This window comes from Curtobacterium sp. VKM Ac-2889 (assembly GCF_015350855.1).
In the GTDB taxonomy this organism is placed as follows: Bacteria; Actinomycetota; Actinomycetes; order Actinomycetales; family Microbacteriaceae; genus Curtobacterium; species Curtobacterium poinsettiae.
Genome location: NZ_JADKSC010000001.1, coordinates 89,412 through 113,689, shown reverse-complemented (window position 1 = coordinate 113,689; position 24,278 = coordinate 89,412). Strand labels below are relative to the sequence as shown.

At 72.0% G+C, this 24,278-nt stretch carries 21 protein-coding genes; 14 read left to right on the top strand and 7 right to left on the bottom strand.

Annotated features, from left to right (window positions below; all coding sequences use genetic code 11):
• The first annotated feature begins 2 nt into the window (after positions 1 to 2).
• Together ITJ50_RS00490 and ITJ50_RS00485 are read left to right on the top strand one after the other, a co-directional pair.
• On the top strand, positions 3 to 1,238 hold the full coding sequence (locus tag ITJ50_RS00490) for a sensor histidine kinase (protein WP_194589683.1): 1,236 nt from the start codon (positions 3 to 5) through the stop codon (positions 1,236 to 1,238).
• Positions 1,235 to 2,284, top strand: a complete 1,050-nt coding sequence (locus ITJ50_RS00485) for a hypothetical protein (protein ID WP_071252227.1) — start codon at positions 1,235 to 1,237, stop codon at positions 2,282 to 2,284. Before ITJ50_RS00490 ends, ITJ50_RS00485 begins: the two co-directional genes overlap by 4 nt.
• A gap of 600 nt (positions 2,285 to 2,884) precedes the next feature.
• Here ITJ50_RS00485 and ITJ50_RS00480 read toward each other — a convergent pair.
• Together ITJ50_RS00480 and ITJ50_RS00475 are read right to left on the bottom strand one after the other, a co-directional pair.
• Positions 2,885 to 3,139 (bottom strand): acyl-CoA carboxylase subunit epsilon, encoded by a 255-nt coding sequence (locus ITJ50_RS00480; RefSeq protein WP_017888760.1) that lies wholly within the window; start codon positions 3,137 to 3,139, stop codon positions 2,885 to 2,887.
• Positions 3,139 to 4,734, bottom strand: a complete 1,596-nt coding sequence (locus ITJ50_RS00475; RefSeq protein ID WP_017888761.1) for an acyl-CoA carboxylase subunit beta — start codon at positions 4,732 to 4,734, stop codon at positions 3,139 to 3,141. Before ITJ50_RS00475 ends, ITJ50_RS00480 begins: the two co-directional genes overlap by 1 nt.
• Positions 4,735 to 4,808: 74 nt before the next feature.
• Between ITJ50_RS00475 and ITJ50_RS00470 the strand changes: the two genes are divergently transcribed.
• From ITJ50_RS00470 to ITJ50_RS00460, 3 genes are all read left to right on the top strand, one after another.
• On the top strand, positions 4,809 to 5,609 hold the full coding sequence (locus ITJ50_RS00470) for a biotin--[acetyl-CoA-carboxylase] ligase (protein WP_056070837.1): 801 nt from the start codon (positions 4,809 to 4,811) through the stop codon (positions 5,607 to 5,609).
• A 4-nt stretch (positions 5,610 to 5,613) separates the two neighbouring features.
• On the top strand, positions 5,614 to 6,162 hold the full coding sequence (locus ITJ50_RS00465; RefSeq protein WP_017888763.1) for a PH domain-containing protein: 549 nt from the start codon (positions 5,614 to 5,616) through the stop codon (positions 6,160 to 6,162).
• Between the two features lie 70 nt (positions 6,163 to 6,232).
• Positions 6,233 to 7,540, top strand: coding sequence for a UDP-glucose dehydrogenase family protein (locus ITJ50_RS00460; RefSeq protein ID WP_194589682.1), 1,308 nt, complete (start codon positions 6,233 to 6,235; stop codon positions 7,538 to 7,540).
• Positions 7,541 to 7,611: 71 nt separating this feature from the next.
• Here ITJ50_RS00460 and ITJ50_RS00455 read toward each other — a convergent pair whose 3' ends face one another.
• On the bottom strand, positions 7,612 to 8,814 hold the full coding sequence (locus ITJ50_RS00455; RefSeq protein WP_194589681.1) for a glycosyltransferase: 1,203 nt from the start codon (positions 8,812 to 8,814) through the stop codon (positions 7,612 to 7,614).
• Positions 8,815 to 8,862: 48 nt separating this feature from the next.
• Between ITJ50_RS00455 and ITJ50_RS00450 the strand changes: the two genes are divergently transcribed.
• Positions 8,863 to 10,086: a polysaccharide pyruvyl transferase family protein gene (locus ITJ50_RS00450; RefSeq protein ID WP_159556674.1), complete on the top strand. Its 1,224-nt coding sequence runs from the start codon at positions 8,863 to 8,865 to the stop codon at positions 10,084 to 10,086.
• 206 nt (positions 10,087 to 10,292) lie between these two features.
• Here ITJ50_RS00450 and ITJ50_RS00445 read toward each other — a convergent pair whose 3' ends face one another.
• Together ITJ50_RS00445 and ITJ50_RS00440 are read right to left on the bottom strand one after the other, a co-directional pair.
• Complete coding sequence (locus ITJ50_RS00445) at positions 10,293 to 11,291, bottom strand: GH25 family lysozyme (RefSeq protein ID WP_228499948.1); 999 nt, start codon at positions 11,289 to 11,291, stop codon at positions 10,293 to 10,295.
• Between the two features lie 125 nt (positions 11,292 to 11,416).
• The gene (locus ITJ50_RS00440) at positions 11,417 to 12,700 is read right to left on the bottom strand and encodes an acyltransferase family protein (RefSeq protein ID WP_017888768.1); all 1,284 of its coding nucleotides are present in this window, start codon (positions 12,698 to 12,700) and stop codon (positions 11,417 to 11,419) included.
• A gap of 106 nt (positions 12,701 to 12,806) precedes the next feature.
• Here ITJ50_RS00440 and ITJ50_RS00435 point away from each other — a divergent pair, with 106 nt between their 5' ends.
• Both ITJ50_RS00435 and ITJ50_RS00430 read left to right on the top strand, forming a co-directional pair.
• Complete coding sequence (locus ITJ50_RS00435; protein WP_139179874.1) at positions 12,807 to 14,678, top strand: hypothetical protein; 1,872 nt, start codon at positions 12,807 to 12,809, stop codon at positions 14,676 to 14,678.
• Between the two features lie 101 nt (positions 14,679 to 14,779).
• On the top strand, positions 14,780 to 15,811 hold the full coding sequence (locus tag ITJ50_RS00430) for a lysylphosphatidylglycerol synthase domain-containing protein (protein WP_194589680.1): 1,032 nt from the start codon (positions 14,780 to 14,782) through the stop codon (positions 15,809 to 15,811).
• Between the two features lie 278 nt (positions 15,812 to 16,089).
• Here ITJ50_RS00430 and ITJ50_RS00425 read toward each other — a convergent pair whose 3' ends face one another.
• Positions 16,090 to 17,646 carry a DUF2142 domain-containing protein gene (locus ITJ50_RS00425; RefSeq protein ID WP_194589679.1) on the bottom strand — a complete coding sequence of 519 codons (1,557 nt, stop codon included), beginning with the start codon at positions 17,644 to 17,646 and terminating at the stop codon, positions 16,090 to 16,092.
• A gap of 15 nt (positions 17,647 to 17,661) precedes the next feature.
• Positions 17,662 to 18,150: a GtrA family protein gene (locus ITJ50_RS00420; RefSeq protein WP_017888771.1), complete on the bottom strand. Its 489-nt coding sequence runs from the start codon at positions 18,148 to 18,150 to the stop codon at positions 17,662 to 17,664.
• Positions 18,151 to 18,263: 113 nt separating this feature from the next.
• Between ITJ50_RS00420 and ITJ50_RS00415 the strand changes: the two genes are divergently transcribed.
• The 6 genes from ITJ50_RS00415 (at position 18,264) to ITJ50_RS00390 (ending at position 24,276) form a co-directional block, all read left to right on the top strand.
• Complete coding sequence (locus tag ITJ50_RS00415; protein ID WP_017888772.1) at positions 18,264 to 19,400, top strand: 5-(carboxyamino)imidazole ribonucleotide synthase; 1,137 nt, start codon at positions 18,264 to 18,266, stop codon at positions 19,398 to 19,400.
• Between the two features lie 206 nt (positions 19,401 to 19,606).
• A complete protein-coding gene (locus tag ITJ50_RS17220) occupies positions 19,607 to 21,262 on the top strand; it encodes a glycoside hydrolase family 6 protein (protein ID WP_214518762.1) in 1,656 nt (551 codons plus the stop codon).
• 50 nt (positions 21,263 to 21,312) lie between these two features.
• Positions 21,313 to 22,413, top strand: coding sequence for a hypothetical protein (locus ITJ50_RS00405; protein ID WP_052481762.1), 1,101 nt, complete (start codon positions 21,313 to 21,315; stop codon positions 22,411 to 22,413).
• A 9-nt stretch (positions 22,414 to 22,422) separates the two neighbouring features.
• Positions 22,423 to 22,935, top strand: a complete 513-nt coding sequence (purE, locus tag ITJ50_RS00400; protein ID WP_259575879.1) for a 5-(carboxyamino)imidazole ribonucleotide mutase — start codon at positions 22,423 to 22,425, stop codon at positions 22,933 to 22,935.
• A 61-nt stretch (positions 22,936 to 22,996) separates the two neighbouring features.
• A complete protein-coding gene (locus ITJ50_RS00395; RefSeq protein ID WP_056070860.1) occupies positions 22,997 to 23,269 on the top strand; it encodes a hypothetical protein in 273 nt (90 codons plus the stop codon).
• Positions 23,270 to 23,508: 239 nt separating this feature from the next.
• A complete protein-coding gene (locus tag ITJ50_RS00390) occupies positions 23,509 to 24,276 on the top strand; it encodes a family 16 glycosylhydrolase (RefSeq protein WP_017888776.1) in 768 nt (255 codons plus the stop codon).
• Positions 24,277 to 24,278: the final 2 nt, after the last annotated feature.

The window sequence follows — 24,278 nt, the reverse complement described above, 5'->3', positions numbered from 1 at the left end:
GGATGGTCACCGCGGCTGAGCCGGGGCGGACGGCCGTCGAACCGGCACCGTTCGGTGCCGATCCGGCGCGCAGCGTCCGCGCCTCGATCACGCAGGCATCGGTGGAGCGGGCGTTCGCGATCCTCCTGGCGATGGCCGCGATCGGGCTCGGCATCGTCGACGCGCCGGCGGTCGTGCAGCAGCTGCCGTACCTCGACCCGTTCTGGGGGCCGACGCTGATGCTCGCGCTCGCGGCGTCGTTCGTGCTCATCGGCGTAGCGGCCTTCGTGCAGCGGGTCGCCCAGATGGCGCAGATCATCTGCGCGCTGCTGTTCCTCGTCGCGCTCGTGACGTGGACGGCGACCGTGCAGGAGCCCATCCCGTCGTCGCAGCAGCCGTGGCCGTGGTGGTTCTGCACGGTCGGCTGCACGGCGGCGGCGATGGGCTTCGCCACGTGGCGTGCGACGGTCTACACCGCGCTCGTGCCGGCGGTGTACGTCGTCGTCCGGCTCAGCCCGCTCGGCGGCGACGTCGGCGTCCTCGCGGTGCTGCTCGACGGGGTCTACACGGCGCTCCTCAGCGCGGTGGTGCTGCGCCGCGCGGCCACGGCGGTCGACACGGCGCAGTCCACGGCCGTGCGGCGGTACTCGCTCGCCATCCGGGAGCACGCGACGGAGGTCGAACGGGTCCAGGTGGACGCGATCGTGCACGACAGCGTCCTGACGACGCTGCTCTCCGCTGCACGTGCCGACACGCTCGAGGCCAAGACCCTCGCGGCGAGGATGGCCCGGAACGCGATCGACCACCTCGAGGCCGCGGCCACCGACGGCCCGGGTGACGTCGAACCCGTCGCGCTCGGGGAACTCCGGGCGCGCATCCGCGAGGGGATCGGCGCCCTCCCCGCGCCCGTCCGCCTCGTCCCGACGACGACCGGGTCGGTCCGCCTGCCCGCGTCGGTCGCGGACGCGCTGGCCTCGGCGGCGCTGCAGGCCGCGGTGAACAGCGTGCAGCACGCCGGCGACTGCGACGTCTCCCGCTGGGTCAGCATCGAGCAGCAGGGGCAGGGCGTGCGCGTCGAGGTCGGCGACGACGGCCGCGGGTTCGACGTCGCGGCCATCCCCGCTGAACGCCTGGGGGTCCGCCGCTCCATCGTCGAGCGGATCGCGACCGTCGACGGGCACGCCGAGGTGCACACCGCGCCGGGCGAGGGCACCCGCATCGTGCTCACGTGGTCGCCGGCTGCGAGGACGACCGCATGAAGGTCTCCCTGCCGGCGAGCATCGCCCTCGGACTCGCGTCGCTGTTCTCCGTCTACCACCTGGTCCTCGCTGCGGCCACGCTCCCGCGGGTCGACCAGGTCGCCCCGATCATCGCCTGCATGGCGCTCTACGCCGCGGCCACCGGCCTCGCACTGTTCGTCCCCGGCAAGGTCCTGCCGGTCTGGACGGCCTGCTTCTCCCTCGCCACCGCGATCGTGATGCCGGTGATCGCCGCCCCGGTCGTCGTCGAGGGTCGCGGACCCGGCTCCGCCACCTGGTGGATCGCGGCGATCGGCACGCTCATGGTCGTGCTCGTCGTGCGCGGCCGGGGTCCGTTCGCGTGGGCCGGCGTGCTGTTCCTGACCGTGTACACCGTCGCCTGGGCCGGCCTCGGCTCGCTCGGCGGTCTGGGCGTGGTCGGCAGTGTCGCCTGGGTCGCGATCGCCACCGTCTTCGCGGCCGCGATGAGCCGCGCCATCCGCAACACCCGTGAGCTCGTCCTCGCCGAGCAGGAGACCGCCGACTGGCAAGCCGCGCAGGACGCCCACGTGTTCGAGCGGCAGTTCCGGCTGAGCCAGACCACCCGGATGGCCCTGCCGATGCTCCAGCGCATCATCGACTCCTGCGGGGACCTGGACGAGGCCGACCGTGCCGAGTGCCTGCACCTCGAGCAGGCCATCCGTGACGAGATCCGCGGCCGGTCGCTGCTGTCGGACGACGTCCGCGACGAGGTGATGCGCCTGCGTCGCCGTGGAGCGACCGTCCAGCTGCACGACGACGGCGGGCTCGACGACCTGGATGCTCCGGACATCCGTCGCATCCACGCCCGCGTCGCCGAGGCGCTGCGGCAGGCCCGCGACGCCGACAACGTCATCGTCCGGACCGTCGGCGAGGGCTCCGACTCCGCGGTGACCGTCGTCGGGCTCCGCCTCGACGTGGCGGCGAGCGAGTCGGCCGCGCTCGGAGCGGGGCTGGACGACGACGACGGCGACGAGGACGACTCCGTCGCGCTCTGGCTCGAGATCCCGCGGCACGAGCCGGCGTAGCGCGCGGCCACGCGGCCGCGCGCGTGTCGCGACGATGCACCACGTGATCGACGCGTGGATCGTCGCGAACGTGGTACGGACGCGCGCGCTGCCCTGGACGTGATGGGGGACAGCCGGGAGGCGCGCGGCGGCCCCGACATGGGCCTCCCGGCCGTCAGGGGGGCGCGCCGGGCTGGCGCGTGCGTGGAAGCGACCACGTCGCTGTCGTACGACGTCGACGCTGTCGTTCCGCATCGGCCCCGCGAGCCGCACCGACGCCCGCCGGCCCGCGCCGGTCGCCCCGGAAACGGGGAACGGGCCGGTCGGATACCGACCGGCCCGTTCGCGACCCGAGGCTGAGCGACAACCCGAATGTCGCCCTGCCCCGCAGCGGGCGGTGGCTTCGTACCCTAGTCGGCCACCGACCAGCGATGTCTTTCGTTGAAGGACACCGAACACCAACTACTATGCCCACGCACCAGCTGCATGTCAGTCGTCATTATGGGGGACAATTTCGGCATTTCCGGTCCGCATCCGCAGATCGTGTCCCCCGAGCGAGGGGATACCGACCGGGAAGTGCGCCCCGTGACCGTCATGATCGGCCGCGCACCGAGGGGTACATCAGCGGAGCGATCGGCCCCAGGCGCCCGGTCCGTCCTCGAGCGGGCGGCGGAGCCCCCGAGCCGCCACGTCCCAGCCGGTGCGCGGTTCGACGACGACGGCAGCGCGTCCGGCCGCCGCGGCCTCGTCGGCCTGCCGCTGCAGGACGGCCACGACGGCGGCGAGCTCCTCGGGGGTGGGTTCGCCGGAGACCACCCGGACGTCCGCCACCGAAGCGGGCTCGTCCGAGGGCACGGGTGCTGCGTGGCGTCCCATCAGAGCGGGATGTTCCCGTGCTTCTTCGGCGGCAGCGTTGCACGCTTGCCCCGCAGCGACCGGAGGGCCTTGATGACCGACACGCGGGTGGCGTGCGGCTGGATGATGCCGTCGAGCTCACCACGCTCGGCCGCCAGGTACGGCGACGCCACGTTGTACGTGTACTCGTTGGCGAGCTTCGTCCGGACCGCGGCGACGTCCTCGCCGGACTCCTCGGCCCGCTTGATCTCGGCGCGGTACAGGATGTTGACGGCGCCCTGACCGCCCATCACGGCGATCTCGGCGGTCGGCCACGCGAGGTTGATGTCGGCGCCGAGCTGCTTCGAGCCCATCACGATGTACGCGCCGCCGTAGGCCTTGCGGGTGATGACGGTGACGAGCGGGACGGTGGCCTCGGCGTAGGCGTAGAGCAACTTCGCGCCGCGGCGGATGACGCCGGTCCACTCCTGGTCGGTGCCGGGCAGGTAGCCGGGCACGTCGACCAGGGTCAGGATCGGGATGCCGAAGGCGTCGCAGAACCGCACGAAGCGGGCGGCCTTCTCGCCGGCGTCGATGTTCAGCGTGCCGGCCATCGCCTGCGGCTGGTTCGCGATGATGCCGACCGTTCGGCCCTCGACCCGGCCGAAGCCGATCAGGATGTTCGGCGCGAAGAGCGGCTGGACCTCGAGGAACTCACCGTCGTCGACGATGTGCTCGATGATCGTGGTGACGTCGTACGGCTGGTTCGTGGAGTCCGGGATCACGACGTCGAGCTCGTGGTCGGCGTCCGTGGTCTCGAGCTCCGGGGCGACGTCGTACGCGGGCGGGTCGGACAGGTTGTTGTCTGGCAGGAACCCGATCAGCGAGCGGGCGTAGTCGAGCGCGTCGGTCTCGTCCTCGGCCATGTAGTGGGCCACACCGGAGACCGCGTTGTGCGTCTGGGCGCCGCCGAGCTCCTCGAAGCCGACGTCCTCGCCGGTGACGGTCTTGATGACGTCCGGACCGGTGACGAACATGTGGCTGGTCTTGTCGACCATGATCACGAAGTCGGTGAGGGCGGGGGAGTACACCGCACCGCCGGCCGCCGGGCCCATCACGATGGAGAGCTGCGGGATGACGCCGGAGGCCTGGGTGTTGAGGCGGAAGATCTCGCCGTACTTGCCGAGCGCGACGACGCCTTCCTGGATGCGGGCGCCGCCGGAGTCGAGGATGCCGATGATCGGCACGCCGGTCTTGAGCGCGTGCTGCATGACCTTGATGATCTTCTCGCCGGCGACCTCGCCGAGCGACCCGCCGAAGACCGTGAAGTCCTGCGCGTACACGGCGACGTTCCGGCCGTGGATCGTGCCGACGCCGGTGACGACCGCGTCACCGTAGGGGCGCTTGGCATCCATGCCGAACGACGTGGTGCGGTGCCGCACGAACTCGTCGAACTCCACGAAGGAGTTCGGATCGAGCAGCTGCTCGATGCGTTCGCGAGCGGTGCCCTTGCCCTTCGCGTGCTGCTTGGCGATGGCGGATTCGCCCGCGGCGGTCACGGCCTCGTGGTACCGGTCGCGGAGGTCGGCCAGCCGGCCGGCCGTCGTCGACAGATCGGGGGTGTCTCCTGAAGTCACCCGCTCACCCTACCGGCGGGTGGGACGCTGCCGGTTGGAGGACCCCCACGGTTCCTGCCCGTACATTTGCGTGCATGTCCACATCCCCGTCGCCGTCGTTCCCCGCCACCAGCGAGGCGGTCCGGTCGACGGGCGCGACCATCACCGCCCCCGCCGAGACCGGGTCCACCAACGCGGACCTGCTCGCCGCAGCGCCCGAGCAGCAGCACGGCAGCGTCGTCGCGACCCTGCACCAGACCGCGGGGCGGGGCCGGCTCGACCGCACCTGGACCGCTCCGGCCGGTGAGACGCTCGCCGCCAGCGTGCTCGTCCGCGCCGACCTCGACGACCACGACCGCGGCTGGCTGCCCCTGGTCGCCGGTGCGGCGATGCGCGACGCGATCGCGTCGGTGCTCCCCGCCGGCGCGGACGTCGTGGTGAAGTGGCCGAACGACGTGCAGGTCGGCGGGCACAAGGTGTGCGGGATCCTCTGCCAGGTCGCCGCCGACGGCAGCGTCGTGGTCGGCGCCGGCGTCAACCTGACGATCCCGGCCGACCGGCTGCCCACCCCCACGTCCACCTCGCTCCTGCTCGCGGGCGCGGCCGACGACGCACCCGCCCTGGCCGACGCGGTCCTGTCCGCGTTCCTGCGCTCCGTCCTGGAGGCGGTGGCCGGCCTGGTCGCGGGTGGTCACGCCGCCGAGACGGTCCGGACCCACGTCCGCGCCGCGTGCGGCACGATCGGTCGCCGCATCCGCCTCGAGCTGCCGGACGGCAGCGTCGAGGAAGCCGACGCGACCGGCATCGACGACGCCGGTCGCATCACGATCCGGGACCAGGCGGGGCGCACCAGGGGCGTCGCGGTGGGGGACGTCACCCACCTGCGGTATGCATGACGGCATGACCGCCGAGCCCCCGCCCGAACGTGTCGTCGCACGCCTGCGACCGCACGCCCGTCGGCTGGTGCGCCCGGCGGTGTTCGTCGTGCTCGTCACCGCGGCCGGCGGGTTCGGCTTCGGCGTGTTCCAGGCCCAGCTGGCGTGGCTAAACGCCGTCGTCGCGCTCGTCGTCCTGGTGCTCGTCGTGTTCGGCGGCGCGGTCCCGCTGTTCCGGTGGATGTCGGAGCGGTACGTGGTCACCACCCGTCGTCTGGTCGTGGTGGGCGGCCTCGGCACCCGGACGCGGCGGGAGCTCCTGCACTCCCGCGGCTACGACGTCACGGTGCGGCGTCGGGGCCTGCAGGGCCTGTTCCGCTCCGGTGACGTGCTGGTGTTCCCCGGGGACGACCCGGCGGTGGTCCTCGCCGACGTGCCGCACGCCGACCTCGTCGTCGCCGTGCTGCACGACCTGGTGGAGGCGTACGAGGCCAGGCGTCGGCACCGTGAGCCGGACTGGGACGAGATCGTCGGCGGTCCGGACCGTCCGCCGTGGGGCGACGTGCGGGCCTGACCGCGGACGCCGCGACACCCCCTGGGGAGCAGTGGTGAGACTTCGGCGAGAAACCGGTACCGTCTTCGACGTGCGTATCTCTGTCATCGGCTGCGGCTACCTCGGTGCCGTGCACGCCGCCTCCATGGCCAAACTCGGACACGAGGTCGTCGCTGTGGACGTCGACCCCACCAAGATCGAGCGGCTCGCTGCCGGCGAGGCCCCCTTCTTCGAGCCCGGCCTGCCCGAGATCCTGACCGAGGCTCTCGAGTCCGGTCGGATCCGCTTCACCACCGACATGGCCGAGGTCGCCGGTGCCCGCGTGCACTTCCTCGCCGTCGGCACCCCGCAGGGCCCCACCGGCGCCGCGGACCTGACCTACGTGAACGCCGCCGTCGCCGCGCTCACCCCGCACCTGTCCGCCGGCGAGTTCGTCGTCGGCAAGTCGACCGTGCCCGTCGGCACCGCGGCGCGCCTGGCCGCCGAGGTCAGCGAGGCCGTCCCCGGTGCCACGCTCGTCTGGAACCCCGAGTTCCTGCGTGAGGGCTTCGCGGTGCAGGACACCATCGCGCCGGACCGCTTCGTGTACGGCGTGCCCGACGGTGCGGCCGGCGAGCAGGCCGTCGCCGCCCTCGACGAGGTCTACGCCGAGGCACTGTCCACCGGCACGCCCCGACTCGTCGTCAACCTGCCCACCGCCGAGCTCGTGAAGATCAGCGCCAACGCGTTCCTCGCCACGAAGATCTCCTTCATCAACTCGATGGCCGAGATCGCCGAGGTCGCCGGTGCCGACGTCACGGCGCTCGCCGACGCGATCGGCCACGACGCCCGCATCGGCCGCAAGTTCCTGAACGCCGGTCTCGGCTTCGGTGGCGGATGCCTGCCGAAGGACATCCGCGCGTTCCAGGCGCGGGCGAACGAGCTGGGCGTCGGGGAGTCCCTGGCGTTCCTGGCCGACGTCGACGCCACGAACCTGCGCCGTCGCGCGCACGTCGTCGAGCTGGCGCAGGAGCTGCTCGGTGGGGTCGTCAGCGGCAAGCGCGTCGCCGTGCTCGGTCTAGCCTTCAAGCCGAACTCCGACGACGTCCGCGACTCGCCGGCACTCGACATCGCCGCTCGCCTGCACGAACTCGGCGCCGTCGTCTCGGCGTACGACCCCGAGGCCGTCGTCACCGCGCGCCGCGTGCACCCCGAGCTCGACTACGTCGAGAGCGCTGCCGAGGCGCTGGGTGGAGCGGAGCTCGTGCTCGTGCTGACCGAGTGGACCGAGTTCCGCGAGCTCGACGCGACGGCCGCTGCCGCGCTCGTTGCGTCGCCCGTCGTCATCGACGGCCGCAACTGCCTCGACCGCGAGGCGTGGACCGCCGCCGGCTTCACGTACCGCGGCATGGGGCGCTAGCCGCGACCGACAGGAGGCCCGGTGCCGGTCCGTGGGACCGGCACCGGGCCTCCTGTGCGTTCATCGCGTCGTCAGCCGATGGCTGCGCGCAGCACCGCGCGGTACCGCTCGCCGATCCGTTCGGTGGAGAACTCCGCCGCCGAGACGACGGCCTGCTCCTGGTAGCGCGTCCGCGCCGTGTCGTCGGTGAGCACGCGCTGCAGTGCCGCGCGGAGTGCCGGGACGTCGCCCGGGGGCACGAGCACGCCGGACACGTCGTCCTGCACGACGTCCCGTATGCCGGGCAGGTCGCTCGCCACGATCGCGGCGCCGACCGCCGCGGCCTCGAGCAGGGTCACCGGCAGGCCCTCCTGGTCGCCGTTCGCCGCCGGGATCGACGGAACGGCGACGACGGTCGCCGAGGCCAGGGTCTCGAGGACCTCGGTGCGGCCACGCTGGCCGAGGAACGACACCGGCAGCCCTGCAGCCTGCTGCTCGAGCTGGGTCCGGTACGGGCCGTCACCGACGACGGTGAGCCGCCACGGCACGTCGTCGCCCAGGCCGCGGAGCGCCTCGATCAGGTTGCCGAAGCCCTTCTTCTCGACCAACCGCCCGACGGCGACCACGTGGTGCTCCTGTGGCGCGACGCGCGCGCGGGTGTCGCGGGCCGGGCCCAGGTCGACACCCATCGGGATCACGGTCGAGCGTGACTCGGGCACGCCCCACTCGGTCAGCCGATCACGCATCTCGGAGTTGACGGTGGTGACGTGCGCTGACCGCCCGAAGATCCACCGCTTGAGGCGGACGAGGGGAGCCGCACGGAGCGCGTAGATGTCCCCGCCGTGGGTGGTCACGACGACAGGCACGCCCGGAGCGGCCAGGGTCGCGACGAGGGCCTGGGGGATGGCCCAGTGCGCGTGGATGACGTCGGGCTTCGCGGAACGCACCACGCGCCGCACGGCCAGGTACTGCGCGAGCACCAGGGCGGGCACCTGCACGATGCGGGAGCGGCGTTCCTTGAGGTTGTCGAGGATCGCGCCGTCGGCCAGGTCCTCGAAGCGACGCGGGAAGTACGGGTAGCGACGGACCGCGACCTCGCCGATGCGCTCCTTCGTGGCACCGCCGGGCACGCGGGGCGTGAGGACGAGGGTGTCGAACTCGGTCGCCTCTTGGTGGGCGAGGTCGAGCACGAACGCCGGCACCCCGTCGTCCGGTCGGGCCGGGAACGTCGAGCCCAGGACGAGCAGGCGGGGGCGTCCCTGGGGGGAGCGGGCGGAGCGAGTGGTGCGGGACATCGTGCCTTTCCGGGGGTGGCGGGGGACGGTCCGGTAGGCTCTCACCCCGTGCGCGTACTGATCCACAATAGCGATTCGCCCCACAACCGCGGGGACCGGGCGATCCTCGCCGGCAACGTCGAGCTCGTCCGCCGCCGGTGGCCCGACGCCGAGATCGTGTCCCTGTCCCAGTACCCCGAGCGGGACGCCGCGTGGTTCGGGATCCGGTTCCTGCCGGTCTCCCCGTACAGCACGGGCATCGGCGACCTGTTCGCCCTGCTGCGTGCCGCCCGCGGCGCCGACGTGGTGCTCTGGGGTGGCGGCGAGATCCTGAAGGACTACACGAACAAGCTCGGCCTCGTGTACTGGTTCGGCAAGATGCTGCTCGTCCGTGCGGTCAACAAGAACCTCGTCGGGGCGTTCCAGGGCATCGGCCCGACCACCGCCGGGGTCAGCAAGCGCCTGATCCGCGCCACCGTCGACCTGTGCAGCGCGTTCGCCGTCCGTGACGACGAGTCCCGCGAGAAGCTCCTGTCCTGGGGCGTGACGACGCCGATCGTGTCGTCCTTCGACCCCGCCGTCGTCGGGACGGTCACCCCGCCCGACGCCGAGGTGCTCGAGCGGCTCGAGCGCACCACCGGCCTGACCGCCGAGCAGCTCGACGGCTCGATCGGCTTCGGCGTCCGCCGCTGGTTCCACTACAAGCGCAGCGGCTGGATCCCGTTCCGGTTCCTGCCGAAGCGTTTCCGCCAGACCGGTGTCGACAGCGACAAGCTCGTGACCTACCGCCAGGCCGTCGCCGACCTGGCCGACCGCGTCATCGACCGCTGGGACGCCGACGTGGTGTTCTACCCGATGCACATGGAGGCGTCCGAGGGTGACGCGGCGTTCGCCCGCGAGGTCATCGCGCTGATGCGGCACGCCGACCGCACCCACGTGGTCGAGGCCGACGAGTTCTCGCCGTCCGAGTACGCCGGGCTGATGTCCCGCAGCCGCCTGTTCCTGGCGAGCCGCCTGCACTCGGCGATCGTGGCGACCATCGCCGGGGTGCCGGCCGCGGTGCTCTACTACGTCGACAAGGGTCGGCTGTTCTTCGAGCAGATGGGGCAGCAGGCGTACTCGAAGCCGATCGAGGCCGCGCTCGAGCCCACGTTCGTCGACGACGTCACGGCGCAGCTCGAGGCGCTCGACGCGGACCGCGACACGGTCCGTGCGCAGCTCGCCGAGGGCGTGGCCCGCATGGCGACCGCACTCGACGCCGACTTCGCCGAGGCGACGCGCGACGTCCGCTGACACGACGGGCGCGAACGCGCGCCCGTGACGGACAGGAGGCCCGTGGCGACACCGCCACGGGCCTCCTGTCCGTCGTGCGCACGGTGCGGGCTGCGCTGTCCGGTGCTGGGCCGTCCGCTCCGTGCGCGCTTGCATGCTCGCTCGGAGCGAGCAACGGCGCACGGACTGACCAGGTGCGCACGGTGCAGCCGCGTGCCTGACGGACGTCAGCTCGTCCGGGAGGCGAAGCGCTTCAGGTAGGTGATGTCGTTGCGGTAGACGTCCTGGTCGCCGGGGAGCGTGCCGCTGGACGCCCACTGCCAGAAGGTCCACTTCGACCAGCTGCGGCCGAGGGTGCCGGGCGTGGTGAAGTCCTTCACCGGGTAGATCGCGACGAACAACGGGTTCTTCGAGAACTGGTTGCTGTTGTTCGTGCAGCGCTTCCACCAGTCGGTCGTGGTGTAGATCGCGGGGTACCGACCCGTCTTGGCGACGACCGTCCGGTTGAAGTCCTTGATCCAGCTGCGCATCGACGACCACGACTTGCCGTAGCAGGTGCCCTGGGCGGCGCTGCCGTACTCGATGTCGAGCAGCGGCGGCAGGGTCTTGCCGTCCTTGCTCCACTGGCCGCCGTGCGCGAAGAAGTAGTTCGCCGTCGCGGCGCCGCTCGCCTGGCTCGGCTGGGCGTAGACGTAGCCACCGCGGTACAGGTTGCGCTGCTTCGCGGTCGCGTACTGCTGCTTGTACGTCGAGCTGACGTACGAGGTGCCCTCGGTCGCCTTGACGTACACGAACCGGGCGCCGTTGCCGGACGCCTGCCGGAAGTTCACGCTCGGCTGCCACGCGCTGATGTCGAAGCCCTGCACCCGGCCCGGGGGCGGACCGCCGGCGGAGGCGGCAGCGGCGGAGGAGCTGAGGGCCTGCGCGCTCACGCCGCCGGACAGGGCGTCGGGCGAGGCGGTCGTGACGTGGGACTCGCCGGCGTGCGCGGCGATGCCGGCACCCATGGTGTGGTTGCCGGTGCGGTCCATCTCGGCGATGGACAGCTGCTCGGTGGGTGCCTCTGCCGCCGGCGCCGCTGCCGACGTACCCGCCGTGGGGGCCGGTGCCGCGGTCGCGGGGGCGGTCGTGGTGACGCCGACGGCCGGGCCGCTGGCGAAGGTGATGGCCCCGGCGACGACGGCGGCGGTGCCGAGTCCGAGGAGTCTGCTGATCGGTGCGCGCATGTGGTCTCGTCTTCCCTGTCGAGATGCCGTGGGCCTGATCTCCCACGCCGAGGTCCGAGTGATGCTACCCGGCCTCGGCGACACATGTCCGTCAGGCGCACACGGGCGGCACCCGCCGCGGTGGGCTACCGCCGCCGGCGCGGCGCTGTGTCGGTGTCGTCGGTCTCGACCTCCGGCAGGCGCCCGCGCGAGGCGACCTCGCGCGTGGCGTGCTTCTGCCGGCGGTTGAGGAAGTTGCGCTCGACGAGCCACCACATCCCGACGCAGATGGCCAGGGTGACCGGGATCACCACGAAGACCATCAGCAGGAACTGCCACTTCGGGTACAGGCCCATCGGCAGGAGCAGCAGGTTGCCGAGTCCGAGCAGCGGGCTGTGGAAGAGGTAGACCGAGTACGACACGAGGCCGGCGAGCACGAACGGCTTCCAGGCGAAGAACCGTGCCAGCCAGGTGTGCTGCCCGGACACGGCTCGGCGTCCCATCCAGGTCAGCAGGATGCCGGCGAAGATGCCGAGGACGACCTCGGACGGCCAGGTCTGGTGCTGCCAGTAGTCGCGGTTGCGGAAGAAGACGAGGAGCATCCCGACGAACATCGCGGCGACGAACACGCCGCCCTGCCACCGCGGGCCGCCGAGCTTCGAGGCGTTCAGCTTGCCGGTCAGGTGCTCGTCACGGGCCTTCACGGTGAGTTCGGCGGCCAGCATGCCGACCGCGAAGAGGCCGACGAACCACGGGTGCATCCACGAGTAGCGGCTCTCGGAGCCCATCCACATGCCGATCAGGACCAGCGAGGACGCCGTCGCCCAGCCGCCGAAGACCTTCCAGAGCGGCAGGATCAGCAGCGGCATGAGGAAGTAGATCTGCCACTCGACGGCGACCGTCCACATCGGGCCGTTGATCTTGCCGATGTACTGCGGGAAGAAGTCGTGCACCAGGAAGAAGTGCGTGAGGAAGGTTCCCCACCCCATCGGCAACTTCGTGTCCCACTGCGTGCCACCCGGCTGCCCCATCACGGGGACGAACAGGATGATGAGCGCGAAGACGACGAGCGACGCCCAGTACGGCGGGATGATCCGTCGTGCGCGGCGCCAGATGAACTTCCAGAAGCCGCCCGGCAACCGGTAGCGGTCGAACCGGGTCACGACGGGGAGCATCAGCACGTAGCCGGACAGCACGATGAACAGCGGGACGCCGAGGTAGCCCCACCCGATGAACGGACGGAGCCACGGCAGCTCGGTCGGACCGGTGCCCCGCATCCCCGTGAAGAGGTACGCGTGGTAGAACACCACGGCGAGGGCGGCGAGTCCGCGGAGACCGTCCAGGTACGGGAACTCGAGACGGCCCCCGGCTCGGGGAGCGGCGGCCCTCGGTTCGGCTGCGGTTTCGGCTGCGCGGGTTTCGGTGGCCAACGAACGTCCTCGTGGTGGTCGGAGCGGGGTCCCCGGCAGTCTCCCACACGCCGAGCGTCCCTCGCGATCCGGCCCGGTGCGGTCCGACAAGCGATCGGATGTCATGATGAAGCACGTGACCGTGACGACGCCCGCAGCACCGCAATCCGCCCACGAGCCCGTTCGAGGCCGTTCGGGGACGGCTTCCCGACGGTACCGGCACCTGGTCGCACCCCTGCTCCTCGCGGTCCTCACGGTGGTCGGCGTCGTCCTCTGCGCTGCGGTGGCCTACCACAACCGTCTCGGCGTCACCAACGTCGACGGCATCTCCTACATGGGCATCGCGCGCGAGTACGCGAACGGCTGGCTGCCCGATGCGATCAACGCGTACTGGTCGCCGCTGGTCTCGTGGATGATGGCGCCGTTCGTCGCGCTCGGCCTCGGCCTGCAGACGGCCTTCGCGATCGTCAACTGCTTCGCCGCGGCCGTGGTGCTCGGCATCGGCGGGTGGCTCGTCTGGTCGCAGAACCACCGCATCGTCCCGGCCCTGGTCTTCATGGTCACGGCGATCCCCGCGCTGATGAGCGCCGTGCCGGTGCAGACCCCGGACCTGCTCGTCGTCGCGTGGGTCGTCGGGTTCCTCTGGGCACTCCGGTGGGCCGACCAGGCGCTGCACGGATCGACGCGGGCGCGGGTCGTCTCCGGGGCCGTGCTCGGTGCCGTCGCAGCCCTCGGCTACTTCACCAAGCTGTTCCTGCTGCCGGTGGCCATCGGTGCCGTGATCCTCTGGCTGCTGCTGCGCGTCTGGTCCGCCCGCCGTCGCCACGAGCCCGTGCGGCACTGGTGGACGGCGCCCGTCGCGACGATCGTCGTGTTCGTCGTCGTCATCGCCCCCTGGGTCGGTGCGCTGACGGCCAAGTACGACACCGTGACGCTCGGGTCGTCGCTGTCGGTCAACATCGGATCGAAGTTCGACGACGGCGGTCGAGCCACGGACTGGCCGTTCCTGCCGGTCCCGCCCAACGACCACGCCTTCTCGCCGAACGAGGACTTCACCCCGTCGGTCTACAAGCAGGGCCCGATGGACAACCCGGACCCCGCCGTGGTGCCGCCGGCCACCTCGTCGTCCAGCGACGACACCGCGCCGAAGGTCACGAAGGAGTCCGGCATCGCCGCCCGCGCCGGCTACTACCTGCACGAGCGCATGCTCGCCCTGCCGTACTACCTGCAGAAGATCAGCACGTTCGCCCCGTTCGCGGCGCCGATCGCGCTGCTCTTCGCCGCCGCACTCGTCATCGGTGTCGTGCGCTTCCGCCGCTACGCCTTCACCTGCATCGTCGCCGCGACGACCCTGGTGTACTTCGTCGGCTACGGCATGATCACGTCGTCGTCGAGCGGCGGCGGCAACGCGCGCTACTACTGGCCGCTCTTCTACCTGACCGCGATGATCGGTGCGCTCATGCTGCCGGCGGTCTGGCGACTGGTGCGCCGTCGTGGCGTGGTGCGGACGATCGTCGCGTGCCTGGCGATCGCCGTGGTGCCCCTGGCGTCGTACACGCAGAACTGGCTCGGATCGCCGGCGCCGTTCTACCCGTCGGTCAACCGGACCGAGCCGCTGCGCGTCCTCGGCCCGACCCGGGTGCCGGAGATCGTCCGGCTCGCCGACCAGATCCGGGCGAGCGGCGCGCTCCCCGAGGACGCCACCGTCATCGGGTCGAACTACCGGTCGCTGGCGTCGCTCGCCTTCCTGACCGACACGCGTGTGTACGGTCGCTCAGGTCAGGGGTACACCTACCAGTCGGACGCGATGCGCAAGCTGTTCCTCGACCAGGGCGTGCAGTACTTCGTGCAGTTCGACGCGGCCACCGCCCCGGCGCGCGACTACTCGGCGGCCGGCAAGGTCGTCGGCACGTACAACGCGACGATCTCGTGCAGCACCGACCGGTCGACCGACCCCGAGGTCCCCTGCCGCGTCCAGGTCATCAAGCTCGCCCGGTAGCGCGAGCGACGGGGCGAGCGAGGGCCGCAGCGGCACCGCAGGGAGCGGCCCGCCCCACCGTCTACCATGACCTGAGCCCGAGACCTGAGCAGGAGACCCGTTTGTCCGTCAGCACCAGCGACACCCCCGCCCCCGAGGGGAAGCGTCCGTCGAAGCGACGACGGTTCCTCGGCAAGGCGATCCCGATCGTCTTCTACGTCCTGCTCGCGGTGTTCCTCGTGCTGTACGTGCGCGGCGTCGACTGGGGGCAGCTCGCCGGACTCGACTGGCAGTGGTCGTGGGTGGCCCTCGCGACGGTGATCAGCCTCGGGTTCCGCTACTGGGGCGTCGGCATCTGGTTCTACCTGCTGCGACGACTCGGTGCGACCGGGCTGAAGGGCAGTGGCGTCACCCTGACCTACGTGTACGCGAAGTCCTGGATGGGCCGCTACATCCCGGGTGCTGCCACCTGGATCATCGGCAAGGTCTACTTCGCCTCGAAACACGGCGTCTCGAAGGCCCGTCTCGGTGTGAGCGGCCTGCTCGAGGGAGCCCTGCAGATCGCCGCGACCCTGGCCCTGGCGCTCGTGCTGCTGCTCATCGACCCGCGCACCCACAACCTCGACCCGTGGCTCATCGTCCTGATGATCGCGGCGTTCGTCGGCTGTGTCGTCTGCCTGATCCCGCGGGTCTTCGTGTTCCTGATCGGGATCGCGCTGAAGATCCTGCGCCGCAAGCCGCTCGAAGCCGACGTCCGCCCGAACCTCGGCACCGTCCTCGGCGGGGCCGGTCTCTACGTCGCCGGAGCGGTGCTGTCCGGCACGGCGTACTACTTCATCACCCTCGGGGTGTACCCCTCGCTGAAGATCACCGACGCGGCCTTCGTGATCGGTGCCGCCAGCATGGCCTCGGCGATCAGCATGCTGGCCGTCTTCGCGCCCGGCGGGCTCGGTGTCCGCGAGGGCGTCCAGGCCCTCCTGCTGGCCCTCGTGATGCCGGTGCCGATCGCCCTCGTGGTCGTCGTCGTCACCCGTGTCTGGAGCCTCGCGGTCGACGGACTCTTCCTGCTCTGCGCCGCGGCCCCCACGTGGTTCCGGCGCAACCGGCCGACGGACGACCCCTCCGCGGTCGAGGGTGGCGTCCCCGCCGCCTGACGCGGCAGCGAGTGTGCAGAAGACGTCGGGTCCCGTGTCGGGACTCGACGTCTTCTGCTCACTGGGCGGCCGTGGCGCGCCTGGCGACGGACGGGAGGCCCGTGCCAGCTGGCACCGGGCCTCCCGTCCGTCTCGCAGGGGCGTCCAACCCGCGCCGTGCGCCGTCCGCCGAGTGGTCACGAAGTGTCGCCTGGAGACGCTCCAGACGACGGTTCGCGACCCCTCGGGGCCGCGCCTGCGGCACGTCGTGCCCGCCCGGCGCTCCGCGGCCGGGCGTGTCAGCGGACGGGAACCGTCGTCGACAGGGCGCGACGGTCGGCGCGCGCGACCTGCACGACCGAGGCGACGAGGCCCACCGCGACCAGCGCCACGACGGCCACGAGCACCGCGGGTGGCACCGGGCCGATCTCGGAGTAGCGCAGCAGCCCACGCCCCGTCACCGGGAACACCGCCGCGTTCCAGAACCAGGCGGACGCCACCGCGAAGCCGTACACGCCCACGGCGGGCAGCACGACGGCCAGCGCCAGCGCGACCCAGGCGCGTGCCCGGCCGGCCGGTACCAGCCGCCGCCACGCGAGCGCGCTCAGCACGATCAGGCAGACGATCGCGGGGAAGTAGTACCGGCCCTGGGTGGCGGCGACCTCGGTGGTGGTCAGGTACGAGTGCGCGCTCGTGCGGTTCTGGATGCCGATCAGGAGCGCCGGGAACACCGCGAGGCAGAGCGCCGTCCGCAGGTCCGGGCCGCGGCGGAACGCCCAGCCGACGAGCACCACGAGGGCGACCAGGGTGAGGACGGCGGTGAGCAGATCACCGATCGTGACCTGTGCCCGGCCGCCGAAGCTGCCCCAGAACGTGCGGGCGAGGGTGCCCCAGCTGACGTCGAGGAAGTGCCCGAGCGTGGGGCTCTCACCCGGCGGGAAGTCCTTCGGGGGCCGCATGGCCGTGTAGCCGTTCGGCTGGATCCGCCCGTACGACACCAGGTTGTGCAGCCACCACCACGCGCCGATGCCGCCGGAGACCGCCATCGCGACGACCGAGCGCACGATCCGTTGCCGCAGGGACAGCACCCCGGCGCCGGCGAACAGCACCACCACCGCGACGAACGGCACCGCCGGCAACCCCGTGCCCTTGATCCAGACCAGGGCCCCGAGGACCGCAGCCAGTGCGATCGTGGTGCGCCAGCGGGTGTCCCCGGTGAGCAGACGCGTGGCGAGCCAGACGACGATCCCGGCGACGAGCAGGACGGGGGCGTCGTTGGAGAACGACGAGCCGATGGACGCGAGCTCGGGCGTCGCGAACACGGCGAGGGCGCCGATCAGCGCGGCGCGGGGGCTGCGGGTCACCCGGCGCACCGACGCCCAGGCGAGCAGCGGCAGCGCGGTCACGGCCAGCACGTCGGCCAGGCGGAGGGCGATGAACGCGTGGTCCCAGCGGAGCTCGCCGAAGTCGACGGCACGGAGCACGGCGGCTCCGGCCAGGTAGGCGGTCGGCGGGTGCTGGGTCATCTGGTTGACCGTCGCCGAGGGGCCGGGGGCGTTCTGCAGCAACTCGCCCACCGTCGACCACTCGTCGGACGGTTTCGTCGCCTGCTCGACCTTGGCGGCCTGCACGGCGTTGGTGACGAACAGCTCGCCGGGGGCCGCCCACGCGTCGCCGACGGCGAGGTGCACCGAGGCGTCGATGTGCGCGGTCTCGTCGGGCGCTTCGAACACCGGGACGATCAACGCCCACGCCACGAGCCACAGCCCGAAGGTCGCCGTGATCACCGCGATCGCGACACGTTCCCAGCGCGCGGTGCGGGGTGGAGCAGGGGTGGTGGTCGTCTCGGCCGTCACCCCACCGATCCTAGGTCAGGCGTCGTGGGGGACCCGCGGCCCGTCGGACACCGACTCGTCGGCGGTGGCCGGCTGCGTGGCGGTGCGCTCGGGGTGGTAGACCCAGACCTTGTAGAGCCAGAACCGGAAGACCGTGCCGAGCACGAGCCCGACGATGTTCGCGACGTTGTCGGCGAGCACCGAGGTGAGCCCCATGGCGTAGTGCGAGACCCCGAGGCAGGCGAGGGCGATGACCATGCCGCCGAGCGAGACGACGACGAACTCGACACCCTCGCGGGTGGCCACGGCGCGACGCTGCTCACGGAACGTCCAGTACCGGTTGCCCATCCAGTTGACGAAGATCGCCACGACGGTGGAGATGACCTTCGCCCAGAACGGGCCCGAGTGGACGTCCTCGGGGTTCAGGACGGTGATGCGCAGCACGTTGAACACCGTGGTGTCCACGACGAAGCCGACGGCACCGACGACGCCGAAGCGTGCCAGCTGGGCGATGAGGCGCCGCACGAGCCCTCCAGGATCCGTAGAGTTGTGACCGGTCGTCCAGAGCACGACCCGAACAGCGATTGTAGACAACGCGTTCCCACCGCGCGGTGGGAGCGCCGGAAGGATCACACAGCATGGCGTTGCGCGTCGGGGTCATCGGTGGGGGACAGCTGGCACGGATGATGGTGCCGGCCGCGGTCGAACTGGGGATCGACATCCGGGTGCTCGCCGAGGGGCCGGGCATGTCGGCGAGCATCGCCGCCACCGCCGAGGGTGACTACCACGACGCCGCCACGGTGCTCGAGTTCGCCCGACAGGTCGACGTCGTCACCTTCGACCACGAACACGTGCCCCAGGACGTTCTGCGCACGCTGGTGGACGCGGGCGTGGCGGTCCACCCCGGCCCCGACGCGCTGGCCGTCGCGCAGGACAAGATCACGATGCGTCGCCGGCTGAGCGACCTCGGCCTGCCGGTGCCCGACTGGGCGGCCGTGCACGACCCCGACGAGCTCCGCGGGTTCCTGGCCGACCACGGTGGCCGAGCCGTCGTCAAGACCCCGCGGGGCGGGTACGACGGCAAGGGTGTCCGGGTCGTCTCCGACGCCGCCGAGGTCGACGACTGGTTCATCGCCGTGGCCGAGGCCGGCGGCGACCAGGCCCTCCTGGTCGAGGAGCTCGTCCCCTTCACCCGCGAACTCGCGCAGTCCGTGGCACGCCGCCCCTCCGGGCAGGTCGTCGCCTGGCCGCTCGTCGAGACCGTGCAGCGCGACGGCGTCTGCGCCGAGGTCATCGCTCCGGCCCCGGACAGCGCCGGCCGGATCGCCGACCTGACCGAGTCGATCGCCGTCCGCATCGCCGAGGAACTCGGGGTCACCGGTGTGCTCGCCGTCGAGCTGTTCCAGACCGACGACGAGCGCATCCTCATCAACGAGCTCGCGATGCGTCCGCACAACACCGGGCACTGGACCATCGACGGCGCCACCACGAGCCAGTTCGAGCAGCACCTGCGTGCCGTCCTCGACCTGCCGCTCGGTGCCACCGGCTCGTTCGCCCCGGCGTCCGTCATGGTCAACGTGCTCGGCGGACCCGCCGACGGCGACCTCGCCGCCCGGTACCCCGCCGCACTCCAGGCCTTCCCCGAGGCCAAGTACCACTTCTACGGCAAGGCACCCCGGGCCGGACGGAAGATCGGGCACGTCACGGTGCTCGGTGACGACGTCGACGACGTCGTCTACCGCGCTCGCGCGGCCGCTGCCCACTTCGACGACTGAGGTCGCGTCCTCGACGTGACCGGATGACGACACGGGAGGCCTGTGGCGACGCCGCCACGGGCCTCCCGTGTCGTGTCGGCGCGGGACGCACTTGTCGGCCGGTCTGCGGACACCCCCTCGGGTGGCACCCGCTCGGGAGGCTGGTGGGGGACGGGAACGCGTGTTCTCCTGGAGCAGTCAGGGAACACACGTCCAGGGGAGTCTCCATGCGCCGCCGTCCGCGCCGTACCGCCGTCCGCGCCGCCGCAGTCGCCCTCGTCGCTGCCGTCGCCGGCCTGCTGCCGACCGCGACCGCGTCGGCAGCGACCTCGGCATCCGCCATCCGCTCGGCGACGTCCGCGTCGCTCTACGGCGCCGGGCCGTACCGGTCGCCCACGAGCGAGGCGGCGAAGGCCCAGACCGCCCTCGCAGCCACCGACCCTGCCGGTGCCGCGGCGGCGGGGACCATCGCCCGCTACCCCGTCGCCACCTGGCTCGGCGACTGGACGCAGGGGACACAGTTGACCAAGACCATCAGCACCGCCCTGACCGGGGCCGAGCAGTCCGGCACCACACCCGTGTTCGTGCTCTACGCGATCCCCGACCGTGACTGCGGCGGGTACTCGGCCGGCGGGTTCGACGAGCGTTCCTACGACGACTGGGTCGACCAGGTCACCGCGGCGCTCACCGGGCACCGTGCAGCCGTCGTCGTCGAACCGGACTCGCTCGCGATGCTCAGCAACGCCAAGTGCAGCACGGCGCTCGACGAGCAGCGCTACCGGATCCTCTCCCGCACCGTCGCCGGCCTGACCGCTGCCGGGGTCCCCGCGTACCTGGACGCCGGCAACTCGAACTGGGTGCAGCCCGCACTGATGGCGTCGCGACTGAACAGCGCGGGGGTGCAGCAAGCCCGCGGCTTCTTCACGAACGTCGCGAACTACTACCCGACCGCCCAGGAGCAGGCGTACGCGCAGAAGGTGTCCGCCGCGACCGGGGGTTCCCACTACGTGATCGACACCTCGCGCAACGGGCAGGGCTGGCGCGGCACGTGGTGCAACGGACCCGGCGCCGGACTCGGTACCTCGCCCCGGGTGGTGTCCGACGGCACGGCGCTCGACGCCCTGCTGTGGGTGAAGACCCCCGGCGCGAGCGACGGCACCTGCAACGGTGCCCCGGCCGCCGGCAAGTGGTTCTCGGCCTACGCGCAGGCCCTCGTCGCGAACGCACGCCTGGGGGCACCCGCTGCCGACATGACACCCCGTGGGTCGCTCGAGGCCGTCGCCGGCACCGGCGGCGGCGTCCGCGTGTCCGGGTGGGCCTACGACGAGGACGACCCCACGCAGCCCGTGCGGGTCCGTGCCACCGTGGACGGGGCCGCGGCCGGCGTCGCCACCGCCGGGCTCGACCGTCCCGACGTCGACGCCCGTGCCGGTGTCGGCGCGACCCACGGCTTCGACGTCGTGCTGCCCACCGCGGCCGGCGCTCGCCGTGTCTGCGTCACCGCGGTGAACATCGGCGCCGGATCGGACACCGCGCTCGGCTGCTCGACCGTCCGCGCGTACCGGCACGACCCCTACGCCGGGCTCGAGTCCGCCACGGCCGTGGCCCGCGGCATCGCCGTGCGCGGCTGGGCGTTCGACGGCGACGCGGTGACCGCGGCGACCCGGGTGGCGATCACGGTCGACGGCAGACGGGTGACGTCACTGGACGCCGGCCGGAAGCGTGCCGACGTGGACGCGACCTGGGGCTCCGGCCGTTCGCACGGCTTCGCGGGCACGGTCCGGGTGGCGGCCGGCAAGCACACGGTCTGCGCGGTCGCGCACAACACCGGGACCGGAGCGGACCGCACGGCGTCAACGTGCCGGACGGTGCGGGTGCGCTGAGTCGGCGTGCGGCGTCCGGTGCGAGGTTCCGGGTGCGAGAGGATGGACGCATGCCGCGTGATCTCGTCCGCCGGGCCGCCCGACGCCTGCGCCGTGTGGTCGTCGGGGCCCCACCGCAGCCGGTGCCCCTGCCCGTGCTCGGGTACGTCGTCGCCGGCGGTGGGGGCGCGCACCCGGCCTCGGCACACGTCCGTGTCGTCCGGCGCACCGAGCACCTGGCGTCGAGCGGCACCGCCGAGGCCCGTCAGGTGGACCCGGCCGCGTTCGTCGACGGCTCCGACACGACGCCGTACGCCGCACTCCTGGTGCAGCGTGACATCCTGCCGCGTGACGACGTGCAGCCCTTCCTGGCGGCCGCCGCGGCCCGGGGGATCCGCGTCGTGGCCGAGGTCGACGACGACTTCTTCACCGATTCCGGGCGCGAACGACTGGCCCGTGCCGAGTACGACCCCGACCGGCTCGCCTCGATCGACGCCCTGGTGCGGGGTGCCGACACCGTCGTCGTGAGCACGCCCGAACTCGCCGACGTCGTCCGTCCGGTCGCGCGGGACGTCGTCGTCGTGCCGAACGCCCTCGACCCGGAGATCTGGACCGCCGGCCCGACGGACGACGATGACGACGAGCGCCCCGAGGGGGAGCACCGCGTGCTGTACATGGGCACGCTCACCCACGCCGCCGACCTCGAACTGCTCCGTGACGTCTTCGCCGACCTCGCCACTGCGGACGGCACCCCGATCCGGCTCGAGGTCATCGGCGTGACGGACGAGGGCGGCGCGGACTGGTTCCGCCGGGTCGACGTCCCCGACGGGCACTACCCGGCCTTCTCCCGCTGGCTCGTGGCGCACCGGGAGCGCTGGCGAGCGGGTGTCGCACCCCTGCGCGACGAGGAGTTCAACCGCGCGAAGAGCGACCTGAAGTTCCTGGAGTACACCGCGCTCGGACTGCCCGCCGTGGTCTCGGACCGGCCGTCGTACGCGGTGGCACGGGCGCACGGCGCCGTGGCCGTCCCGGATGACGTCGGAGCGTGGCGGGACGCCGTGCGGACCGCTGTCGAACGCGGCCGACCGGACGAGCGCGCTGCGCGCTGGGTCGCCGGGGACCGCACGATCGGCCACGACGGCGACACCTGGCGGCGGGTCCTGCTCGGCTAGGCTCGTCGCGTGACCGACACCGCCGCACCCGCACAGCCGCTCGTCTCGATCATCATGGGGTCGGACTCCGACTGGCCGACCATGCGGGCCGCGGCGGAGATCCTCGCCGAACTCGGCATCCCGTTCGAGGCGGACGTCGTGTCGGCGCACCGCACCCCGGACAAGATGACCCGCTTCGCCCGCGCCGCCGCCGAGCGCGGCATCCGGGTCGTCATCGCCGGGGCCGGCGGCGCAGCACACCTGCCCGGCATGGTGGCCTCGATGACCACGCTGCCGGTGATCGGCGTCCCGGTGCAGCTCGCGCGCCTGGACGGCCTCGACTCGCTGCTCTCGATCGTGCAGATGCCGGCGGGCATCCCGGTGGCGACGATGGCGATCAACGGTGCCGCCAATGCCGGTCTGTTGGCGGCGCGCATCATCGGTTCCTCGGAGCCGGCCGTCGCCGCTCGGCTGACGGAGTACGCCGACGGGCTCGAGCGCCTGGTCGAGGAGAAGGCTGCGCGCCTCCGCGACGCACTCTGACGCGGCGGGGCAGGGCTGGGCTGGGCCGCGATCGGGTCCTGGGCCGCGCTACGGTAGCGGGATGCGCCGCGCCGTCCCCGTCCTCGTCCTCGCCGTGATCGCCGTGGTCGCCGCGGTGGTCTGCGGGTTCGCCCTGCACGCCGCCGGTCCGTTGAACCCGGTGTCCGGCTGGTCCGGCCCTGCTGAACGGGGCTTCGTCTCGACGAAGTCGCAGTACGACTCGATGCTCACCTCGGTGCACGTCGCCGAGGTCGCGGCCGTGGTCGTCGTCGTCGCGGTGCTGGCAGCCGTCGTGGTCGCGCTCGTCACGCGTCGTCGTCGCGCCCGGCCCTGATCGGACGGCGCAGACGACGACCCCTGCTCGAGTCGACGGGGCTCCCGGTCGCGCCACGCGCTCTGACCAGGACTCCCAGCCGACGGTTCGGTCATCGTGCAAGGCCCGCGCACTGGGGGTACGCAGCTGTGTCAACCCCCGGACGCACATCGTGGACAGCAACTACCGTGAACGCCGGGCAGCCGAGATCCGGTCGCCCGGCACCCACACCGAACGGGTGCGAACCGTCACGTCAGGGAGTGACCGAGCCCATGCAGGAACGCGCCACCAGGAGAGCCGCACTCGCCGTCGTGCTCCTCGGAGCAGCACTCGTCGCCGGCCCGCTCGGCCAGGGGACCGCAGCGACCGCCAGCTCGGCACCGCTCGGCGACGTCGGGAAGTTCAAGCAGACCTTCCGCGAGCAGTTCAGCACCCCGGCCAGCGCCAAGGGGGCCTTCGCGAAGCAGTACGCGAGGTCGTGGCAGCCGTACCCGGACGGCACCGGCGGCATGTACTACTCGGGGTCGCAGATCAGTTCGCACCACGGGTACATGGACGTCAAGCTCGACGGCAAGCACGGCGCCGCCGGCACCTTCGGCACGCCGACGGGCGCCTGGGGCCACAAGGGCGGGAAGTTCATCGTCCGCGCCAAGGCAACCGGTGGTGCCGGCAACGGCGCGGCCTTCATGCTCTGGCCGTCGTCCGACCGCTGGGCCGACGGGGAGATCGACTACCCCGAAGCCAACTTCGACCAGCAGCCGATGCTGCACCACCACTCGATGATCGCGGGACAGGAGGCGAACGCGGTGAGCGTGGGCACCGGTGTCTCCTGGCGGTCGTGGCACACGTACTCGATCGAGTGGATCCCCGGGAAGTCCGTCCGCTACCGCCTCGACGGCAAGGTGATCAAGACGGTCACCAGCCATGTGCCGAAGACGGCGCACCGGTACATGTTCCAGGTCGGCGACTGGGGCGACGCGGGGCACCTGTACATCGACTGGGTCAGCACCTACACGTACAAGGGCTGACG

Coding starts and splice junctions, on each gene's coding strand:
- ITJ50_RS00490 (WP_194589683.1), top strand. CDS start 3: ATGGTCACCGCGGCTGAGCCGGGGCGGACGGCCGTCGAACCGGCACCG.
- ITJ50_RS00485 (WP_071252227.1), top strand. CDS start 1,235: ATGAAGGTCTCCCTGCCGGCGAGCATCGCCCTCGGACTCGCGTCGCTG.
- ITJ50_RS00480 (WP_017888760.1), bottom strand. CDS start 3,139: ATGGGACGCCACGCAGCACCCGTGCCCTCGGACGAGCCCGCTTCGGTG.
- ITJ50_RS00470 (WP_056070837.1), top strand. CDS start 4,809: ATGTCCACATCCCCGTCGCCGTCGTTCCCCGCCACCAGCGAGGCGGTC.
- ITJ50_RS00465 (WP_017888763.1), top strand. CDS start 5,614: ATGACCGCCGAGCCCCCGCCCGAACGTGTCGTCGCACGCCTGCGACCG.
- ITJ50_RS00455 (WP_194589681.1), bottom strand. CDS start 8,814: ATGTCCCGCACCACTCGCTCCGCCCGCTCCCCCCAGGGACGCCCCCGC.
- ITJ50_RS00445 (WP_228499948.1), bottom strand. CDS start 11,291: ATGCGCGCACCGATCAGCAGACTCCTCGGACTCGGCACCGCCGCCGTC.
- ITJ50_RS00435 (WP_139179874.1), top strand. CDS start 12,807: ATGAAGCACGTGACCGTGACGACGCCCGCAGCACCGCAATCCGCCCAC.
- ITJ50_RS00415 (WP_017888772.1), top strand. CDS start 18,264: ATGGCGTTGCGCGTCGGGGTCATCGGTGGGGGACAGCTGGCACGGATG.
- ITJ50_RS17220 (WP_214518762.1), top strand. CDS start 19,607: ATGCGCCGCCGTCCGCGCCGTACCGCCGTCCGCGCCGCCGCAGTCGCC.
- ITJ50_RS00405 (WP_052481762.1), top strand. CDS start 21,313: ATGCCGCGTGATCTCGTCCGCCGGGCCGCCCGACGCCTGCGCCGTGTG.
- ITJ50_RS00395 (WP_056070860.1), top strand. CDS start 22,997: ATGCGCCGCGCCGTCCCCGTCCTCGTCCTCGCCGTGATCGCCGTGGTC.